Source organism: Vibrio sp. 10N.247.310.24 (genome assembly GCF_041467175.1).
In the GTDB taxonomy this organism is placed as follows: Bacteria; Pseudomonadota; Gammaproteobacteria; order Enterobacterales; family Vibrionaceae; genus Vibrio; species Vibrio tasmaniensis_A.
Window position 1 is genome coordinate 1 of the sequence record NZ_JBFSUD010000133.1, and the last position, 7,173, is coordinate 7,173.

A 7,173-nucleotide genomic window follows, 5' to 3' on the forward strand; every position below is an offset into this window, starting at 1 on the left:
AGAGAAGCTGCTTAATAAGCAAGCAAATGATGACAACTACCTTGAAAAACACCGCTATTTCGCAATTTTAAGAGCTTTAAAAAAAAGGGAGAGCGTGAAGCGGGAGCTTTTCTGATTAAAGACAAAACAGGTAAAAACTTCAATCTTGTCAAAGAAGTTTATAGCCACCACTGGCTATCAGATACTAAGCTGAGCAAGAAAAATGTACAAGAAATAGCCAGGAATGTTTTAGATGAACTACATGAAGTTCTTGATACAAATGACACATATATTCATGCAATAGAATTAATTATCAGGCCAGATAAGTACAAAAAATTAAAATAGTAAAAGAGTCGTAGCCCTTTTGTATAAAGGGCTGGGGTGAGCTTTTATGCCGAAAAATCAACTCAACTCCTTTTTGTAACTTTGTCCTTTAATGTTTAATGGCACCTTAAATCAACTAAGGAGCTTTAAATGTTATCTACTCACTCAGAACTTCGTTCAAACCAAATTCTTCGACTTAAGGATGTCATGTTAATGACGGGCCTTTCTCGGTCGACTATCTATGACAAACAAAACCCTTCATCAAAACGTTTTGACCCTTCATTTCCTCAGAAAATCAAACTAGGCGCAAGAGCGGTAGGTTGGTTGATGGGGGATATGCAAACTTGGTTAAATTTGATGAGAAATAACTCTATCGCAGGGCGTGATTAGAGAGGCGGTTATCAATATTTGATCATTTTATGTCGTTATCGATAGGAGTGTGCATGTTATATCAATTTCCAACGTCGTCGGAGGTCTTTCCCTTAGTATCTCCGTCATCATTAATCACTAAAGCCTATATGGAGGCTAAACTTATCACGCAAGCGCCTGATTCGATGATCTATATGACCGCTATTAGTTCCGTTTCACTCGCATTGCAAGGCGTTATCGATGTAGAAATACCCACGGGAAAAGTAAGCCCTGTTTCACTAATGGGGTTAACGATTGCAGAATCAGGAGAGCGTAAATCATCGGTAGAGAATCTATTCACAAAAGGAATCAAATCGTTTCAGAAAGAAAATATCGAATGCTATCAAACACAGTTTAGGGAGTACCAAATTCAACTTGAGTTGCATGAAAAAAAAGTCGCTCGTATAAAAAAGTTAGTCAATTTAGATGATGAACTTGAATGTGAGTCAATGGCAAACCAGTTACTCGAACTCGAAGAAAAAAAACCAATTAAACCAAAACTCGATTTGCTCTCATATGAAGATAGTACTATTGAAGCATTGCTGAGTGGTCTCAGTGAGAATGTACCAAATGCTTTTCTTGGGTCTAGTGAAGGGGGAGTATTACTTAACAGCCGAGCGATGGCACAAACGGCTAGCCTAAATGCAATTTGGAGTGGTGATGATGTTACTGTCAATAGGAAAACAACAGGATCATATACGGTAGAAAGCGCTCGGTTAACCGTTCATATAATGACTCAATCAAGTGCGCTAGATCGCTTTATAAAAAAATCAAAGGATAGTGTGCGTGGTAACGGATTCTTGGCTCGTCTTCTTGTTTGTGCGCCATCATCCAATATCGGCTTTAGACAGTCTACAGGGATAGGTTACTCACGAGCCGGTATACAGGCTTTTAACGATAAGCTTTATCATTGGCTATCGGAATCCCAAGATATTTCTGATTACACCAATAGAAAAATCGTTCGATTCTCCAATGAAGCTAAAAAAATATGGCAGGATGTTTACAACGATATTGAAGTAAAGATGAGACCTAACGGTATCTTTCAGCAAGTTGCAGATCATGCCTCAAAGTTACCAGAAAATATAGCTAGGTTAGCGGCTTTAATTCATTGCTTTAATGGTGACTTAAATGATGAAATTTCTGCGGAAACACTCCTAGAGTCAATTAATTTAATGAGCTATTTTTCTGGTCAATTTGTGAAAGTGTTTTCTGCCCCTCCGAAGTGTGCAGTAGATGCCCAGAATTTAATACAATGGTTTCTAACGCTTTCAAATTCAGGCATTAGATATATTAAGCGAAATGATATTTTTCAATTTGGGCCATATGGGACAAGAAACAAAAAAAACCTAGAACAAGCATTAGAGTATCTAAAACCCAATTATATGTTAAGTGAAATTATGATTAAACCAAAGACAAGGGTCGTCGATCTCTTTCCTAACTATCAACATGATGAGGCTAAACTTATTCTTGATTTGGGATTGAAGCCTTATATTTGATTTACATTATCTTGCTTAATTATCAACGTAATAATGCCGGGTTAATAAGTGAAAAATATAGAAATGTAAGTAGGGGGTTTTATGCATAAGTCCAGAGTAATAAGTTAGCAAAAACCACTGGGTTAAACCTCAAAACAATAAATAGGTATCTATCTATTCCCTAGTTTAACTGTTGGTTAAGCCAGATTTCTTGTCGGTTATAGTAATATATATATCTTTTGTTATTATGAATTTCTTATTATTCATTCCTTAAGAATGAAGTGAAGTAGATATTGTTATTGCTTGTTTTAAATAATAGGTGTTAAGTTGAAATGAATTTAATTAAAACAGGAGTGTTCAATGGTTACCGTGTGATATTTAAACATGGTCCATTAATACAAAGAATATTAATGGCGAATGAACTAATGATGGCTAAATCTTTGTCTGATCATAACCGTCTTCTTGTTATGCGCTTTGAGCTGAAGTTTCCTAAAGGTTACTCAGGACCTACTGAGATAATATCGAAGTTTTTTGATTCTCTTCGTTTTAAAATCAAATATGACTTAAGAAGAAAAAGTAAAAATAGGAATCGTAAAGTTAATTGCAACATTAACTACGTATGGGTAAAAGAGTTGAGTGGTAACGAAGGTTGGCATTACCATGTCGCTCTAGTTCTAAATTACAATGTGTATAAAGGGTTTGGAAAGATTGGTAGTACTAGAAATAATACCATTAATCGTATTTCAGAGGCTTGGGCGAGTGCAATAAAATGTAAAGTGAATGATGTGAAGGGGTTGGTTCATATTCCAAAGAAAAATCCAGTATATGAATTAAATAAGAACTCCTCCTCATTTTATGACACATTTTATGCTGTAATGTTTAGGTTAAGTTATTTGGCGAAGTTAAAAACAAAGCCTTATGGTGGTAATGCTAGGGTGCGTTTTTACGGGACGAGTAAGAGTTAACTTTCTGTAGAGTATTTATGGTATATATATGAGTTAGTGCAAAAAAAGAGGTGTCAAATAACCTCTTTGGGAAGTCAAACTATAGACATTGGATTGCTTTATTGTTTCGTTGTTTCATTTTGGTTGTTATCCACGCTTGAATTTCATGATCTACCCAAGCAACAGAGCGAGCGCCTAATGATACGGGGGGCGGAAATTTCCCTTCGTTGAGATACTTGTAAAGTGAAGACCGTGATATACCCGTAATCTGAATCACCTCTTTTAATCGCATAAGGCGACTCGCAGTTGGTGGTTGCTTAATATTATTCATTTCGTTGTTCATAATACTAACTCCCTAAAGTCATTATCAATGTCATCTTGTGTCACGCCAATGTAGCGCAGCGTGACACCTTCGGAGCTATGGCGAAGCATTCGCATCACTCGTGCAATATCTTTGGTGCTTTTGTATAAGTGGTAGCCTCTGGTCTTTCGCATTGAGTGAGTCCCCAACGGAAAACTAATCTCTTCACCAATTGATGAAAACGCTTGGCTAACAGATCGACGACTCAATGGGTTGGCAGCTTTGTTTATCGCTTGTTGGTTTCGGTAAGATTGGAACAAGTAGATGTGGTGTGGATTCTCCTTTTTAATGCGGAGGATGATTTCTAAGCTTCTCGGGTTTAATGCAATCTGGGCCATTTTGCCCGTTTTAGATTCACGGATGGTTAAACGGTCTTCTTCTATGTCGCTAAACTTAATCGCCAACAAATCAGAAATCCGTAAAGCGAGATTAATACCCACATTCCAGATATCTGACATTTGCTTACTATGCCGTATTTCTAATAAGTGGCCGATGAGCTGGATAGTGTCGCGGTTTTTCACCGCTTGAACTTCTGCCATAACGCAGCTTCCTTTTTTCGATGAAAATGATGATTAGAGGAACTTCAAAGCAGGCCAGAAACTAAAAGCCTTGTTCCATAAGGGATGTCAAGTTCCCAAATTGCTAAAATGGGAACTTGAATGCTTTTCAGCTCTTGGTGACTTTGATTTGGTCAAACACACCATCAGATAAATACTCCAAAAAGTTACCTTCCCATGTTCGATAGAAAGATTTCACTTCTCGATGTGCTAAAGCGCAAGGTGCCAGAGACATCTGTCTGAATATGTTGCTCTCAATATTGAAATCGAGCTCAATGGCTAGTTCTGGATAGACGCCTCCAGAATAGGCAAAGTCGGTGATGTAACAGAGTCGCCACTTATTGCCTTCATTGCGGATCATGATTTCTACTGGATGATACCCACCAGCTTCAGCGCTATAACTTGTGTCTCGAAAGTTAACGGTTAATAAATCAGAGTCGTTATCCCCATTACCTTGTTGAACTTGTTTAGTGATTACGTTGTAAAAGTGAGTTGAGATAGGCAGCACACAAGGGTGAAACTGCATCGTTTGAAATTTGGTTGAGACTGGCATGGTATGCCTCCTTGGTTAGTGGTTATGGGATTGATGATTCCGTGGGCGTGTCTATATTGACGAGTATTGCTTGGATATCGTCAAAGGATCCTTGTTGAATTTGCTTGAGGAAAGACTTTTCATAGCTTTGATATAGACTGGTTACTTGTGGCTGGTGGAGTTCACAGCGTTCAATGTCCGGTTGATAGAACCATCCACGTAGGAAATTGAAGTAGAGCTCCATCTCCATCTTTTCGGTTTGCTCGTCTGGATAAGCAAAGCTAGTGACAAAGACGATGCTCCAATGATTGTCGTTTGATTGGTTTATCGATCTGTTGAGTTGGATCTCGACAGGATGAAAACCACTACGATCTTGGTAGTAGCTCGACACTCGAAAGTTAAGGGCGATACGTGTAGCAAAGGTTGGAATGTTTAATTGCTCAACAAGTGCGTTGAGATATTCCACCAGCAGTCGATGCGGTGTGGTTTGGCTCATAACAAACCTCGCTCAGCAAAAGACACGCATTGCTCACCTACGACGACATGGTCCAATACTCGGATATCAACCAATGCTAATGCATCAGACAGACGTTGAGTGATCCTCCGGTCAGCTTGTGATGGCTCAGGCAAGCCAGATGGATGATTATGACCAAAGATCACCGCCGCCGAGTTCAACATTAATCCTTCTTTGACGACTTCTCTTGGATAGACGCTAGCGGCATCAATGGTGCCAAAGAACATCTCCTTGTATTCAATCAGTTGGTTTTGATTATCAAGAAACATCACGGCAAACACTTCTCTGTCGTAATGCGCCAGTTTCATCTGTAGATATTGCTTAGTGTTTTCTGGACTGGTGAATGACCCTGCCCGAGCATACTTCGCTGCGAGCATGGTCGCGGCGGTCTCTAGGATTTGACGAAGCTCTGTAGGTTCATTTGGCGTGTATTGATTTGAATGCATGTACTTTCCTTCTTGTGCGTTAAAGGTATGTGCATCCAAGTAATATGTGGCTAAAAAATAATGGAATCCTTCCCCATAGAAGCAGCCCAACTACGTTGAGCCGCTTTAGGTTATGGGCGCTGTTTATCTTGTCGTTTAGCCCAGTTGTAACCACTCACTACGCCATAGATGAACAATTTGATTAGCGCCTTAGTCGGTTGGTGGGGATTCACCATTCGCCTCCTTGTTGATGTGGTACAAACCTGCGCCAACGATAAAGCCAGCAATGAAAACAAACGGCATAAGTGCCTCCTGCTTAGTTTGATTTAAGAAATGAGCATGAATGGAAGCCTGCGACTAGTTGGCTTCAGAAAGGTAATGTGTGGTTGAAAAAAGTTGGAGTGTGGTGATTTACGTAGTGGAGTAATTAAATGCACATTCTCGTTATCTCATGAGTTGAACTAACCGGAATTCATCATGAGATTAATCAAACTAAAAGAAGTAATAACCTTAACCAGCCTCGTACGCTCTACCATCTACAAGTACATGAGCGAGGTGGGTTTCCAAAAGCCGTGCCACTAGGTTGTCGTTCGGTGGCATGGGTAGACGAAGAGGTGACAGATTGGGTGTTAGATAGGATTGGTGAGCGCGATAATGTTGATTGACAGATAATGGATGGAAGCTATTACAACTTCCTCTATGCCATGTTTTTCTAACAAGCTTTGCCCCCAAGTGATTTTGAACTAGAGACGTTAGCAAAACCTCATCGCTAGGTTGACCTATTTTTACTAATGACTAACCTTAACGTGTTCTAAGGAAAATACATTAGGGTAAATTGAATGCCAAGCAAGGGATCTGAACGACATACATTTTCATTTGATGGTGGCGATAAACTCACCACCATTGGTGCAACCTTTTTTGTGTCGTATCTTTACCACTTGCATGTTGGTACTAGGCATAGAAACTGGGCTTCAATCAAAACGCAAAACTCACGTATTAGCACGATAAACAACTCCAAGAACCATTATCGAGCTTGGTTATCACACATTCAAAATATGAGCGATGCGAATCTGAATCGTAATAGTCTTGGTTTGGAAGGATCTGCTATCAAACAAATGGCACTAGCAGTACAAGAAAAGCTGTTGAATGACTGTTAACCGCTACAAGTCTGTTAGGAAATATACATAATAGTCTAAACGGGAGTTCATCATTACGTGCTAGCAACTAGGATGAAATTCTTCTCGGTTGACTAAACGACCTTTGTCCCAAAAGTCTGCCAGAGCAATGCTCACAGAGGATTTAGGATGGGGCATTTCCCCTGCTAAATGTAACCCGAGAACACAATAAAAACATGCATTATCCTTTTGTAAAACAAGAGGGTTCAAGTCCAGTTTGCTTCAACTTTCATTGAATGGAAGAAGCTCTCAACACATGCGTTGTCCCAACAGTTTCCTTTTCTACTCATACTTTGTTTTAAATTATAATTACTTATGAGGTCTCGATAGCCTTTCGAACAGTACTGACTACCTCGATCGCTATGAGTTATAACCTGCTCAGGGAACCCTCGACGGAATAAAGCCATCGATAAGGCATCACAGGCCAGTGAGGCCGTCATTCTCGTATCCATAGACCAACCAATAACTTGCCTTGAATA

Annotated in this window: 9 protein-coding genes and 2 pseudogenes; 5 read left to right on the forward strand and 6 right to left on the reverse strand. The window is 39.5% G+C overall.

Features of this window, described 5'->3' with window-relative positions:
- The first annotated feature begins 453 nt into the window (after positions 1-453).
- The 3 genes from AB6E08_RS22265 to AB6E08_RS22275 all read left to right on the forward strand — a co-directional run bounded on the left by AB6E08_RS22265 (position 454) and on the right by AB6E08_RS22275 (position 3,151).
- Positions 454-693: an AlpA family phage regulatory protein gene (locus tag AB6E08_RS22265; RefSeq protein WP_102516813.1), complete on the forward strand. Its 240-nt coding sequence runs from the start codon at positions 454-456 to the stop codon at positions 691-693.
- A 53-nt stretch (positions 694-746) separates the two neighbouring features.
- Positions 747-2,207 carry a YfjI family protein gene (locus AB6E08_RS22270; protein ID WP_372067591.1) on the forward strand — a complete coding sequence of 487 codons (1,461 nt, stop codon included), beginning with the start codon at positions 747-749 and terminating at the stop codon, positions 2,205-2,207.
- A 311-nt stretch (positions 2,208-2,518) separates the two neighbouring features.
- Positions 2,519-3,151, forward strand: coding sequence for an inovirus Gp2 family protein (locus tag AB6E08_RS22275; protein ID WP_241786440.1), 633 nt, complete (start codon positions 2,519-2,521; stop codon positions 3,149-3,151).
- A gap of 79 nt (positions 3,152-3,230) precedes the next feature.
- Here AB6E08_RS22275 and AB6E08_RS22280 read toward each other — a convergent pair whose 3' ends face one another.
- The 5 genes from AB6E08_RS22280 to radC form a co-directional block, all read right to left on the reverse strand.
- A complete protein-coding gene (locus AB6E08_RS22280) occupies positions 3,231-3,473 on the reverse strand; it encodes an AlpA family transcriptional regulator (RefSeq protein WP_372067595.1) in 243 nt (80 codons plus the stop codon).
- Positions 3,470-4,030, reverse strand: coding sequence for a tyrosine-type recombinase/integrase (locus AB6E08_RS22285; RefSeq protein ID WP_016796425.1), 561 nt, complete (start codon positions 4,028-4,030; stop codon positions 3,470-3,472). Before AB6E08_RS22285 ends, AB6E08_RS22280 begins: the two co-directional genes overlap by 4 nt.
- Before the next feature lie 127 nt (positions 4,031-4,157).
- Positions 4,158-4,601 (reverse strand): DUF2787 domain-containing protein, encoded by a 444-nt coding sequence (locus tag AB6E08_RS22290; protein ID WP_372067600.1) that lies wholly within the window; start codon positions 4,599-4,601, stop codon positions 4,158-4,160.
- A 22-nt stretch (positions 4,602-4,623) separates the two neighbouring features.
- On the reverse strand, positions 4,624-5,076 hold the full coding sequence (locus AB6E08_RS22295) for a DUF2787 domain-containing protein (RefSeq protein ID WP_372067603.1): 453 nt from the start codon (positions 5,074-5,076) through the stop codon (positions 4,624-4,626).
- Positions 5,073-5,540, reverse strand: a complete 468-nt coding sequence (radC, locus tag AB6E08_RS22300; protein WP_108091908.1) for a DNA repair protein RadC — start codon at positions 5,538-5,540, stop codon at positions 5,073-5,075. The genes AB6E08_RS22295 and radC overlap by 4 nt, the downstream gene beginning before the upstream one ends.
- A gap of 456 nt (positions 5,541-5,996) precedes the next feature.
- On the opposite strand from radC, the pseudogene AB6E08_RS22305 reads away from it, so the two are divergent.
- Together AB6E08_RS22305 and AB6E08_RS22310 are read left to right on the forward strand one after the other, a co-directional pair.
- Positions 5,997-6,184 (forward strand): annotated as a pseudogene (locus tag AB6E08_RS22305) (AlpA family phage regulatory protein).
- A 174-nt stretch (positions 6,185-6,358) separates the two neighbouring features.
- Positions 6,359-6,676, forward strand: coding sequence for a hypothetical protein (locus AB6E08_RS22310; protein WP_372067606.1), 318 nt, complete (start codon positions 6,359-6,361; stop codon positions 6,674-6,676).
- 236 nt (positions 6,677-6,912) lie between these two features.
- Here AB6E08_RS22310 and AB6E08_RS22315 read toward each other — a convergent pair.
- Positions 6,913-7,173: pseudogene (locus tag AB6E08_RS22315) on the reverse strand (DDE-type integrase/transposase/recombinase); the annotation flags it as partial.

Bases quoted from the DNA above. Each gene is read 5' to 3' on its own strand.
- AB6E08_RS22285 (WP_016796425.1), bottom strand. From the start codon at position 4,030: ATGGCAGAAGTTCAAGCGGTGAAAAACCGCGACACTATCCAGCTCATC.
- AB6E08_RS22295 (WP_372067603.1), bottom strand. From the start codon at position 5,076: ATGAGCCAAACCACACCGCATCGACTGCTGGTGGAATATCTCAACGCA.
- AB6E08_RS22310 (WP_372067606.1), top strand. From the start codon at position 6,359: ATGCCAAGCAAGGGATCTGAACGACATACATTTTCATTTGATGGTGGC.
- radC (WP_108091908.1), bottom strand. From the start codon at position 5,540: ATGCATTCAAATCAATACACGCCAAATGAACCTACAGAGCTTCGTCAA.
- AB6E08_RS22265 (WP_102516813.1), top strand. From the start codon at position 454: ATGTTATCTACTCACTCAGAACTTCGTTCAAACCAAATTCTTCGACTT.
- AB6E08_RS22270 (WP_372067591.1), top strand. From the start codon at position 747: ATGTTATATCAATTTCCAACGTCGTCGGAGGTCTTTCCCTTAGTATCT.
- AB6E08_RS22280 (WP_372067595.1), bottom strand. From the start codon at position 3,473: ATGAACAACGAAATGAATAATATTAAGCAACCACCAACTGCGAGTCGC.
- AB6E08_RS22275 (WP_241786440.1), top strand. From the start codon at position 2,519: ATGAATTTAATTAAAACAGGAGTGTTCAATGGTTACCGTGTGATATTT.
- AB6E08_RS22290 (WP_372067600.1), bottom strand. From the start codon at position 4,601: ATGCCAGTCTCAACCAAATTTCAAACGATGCAGTTTCACCCTTGTGTG.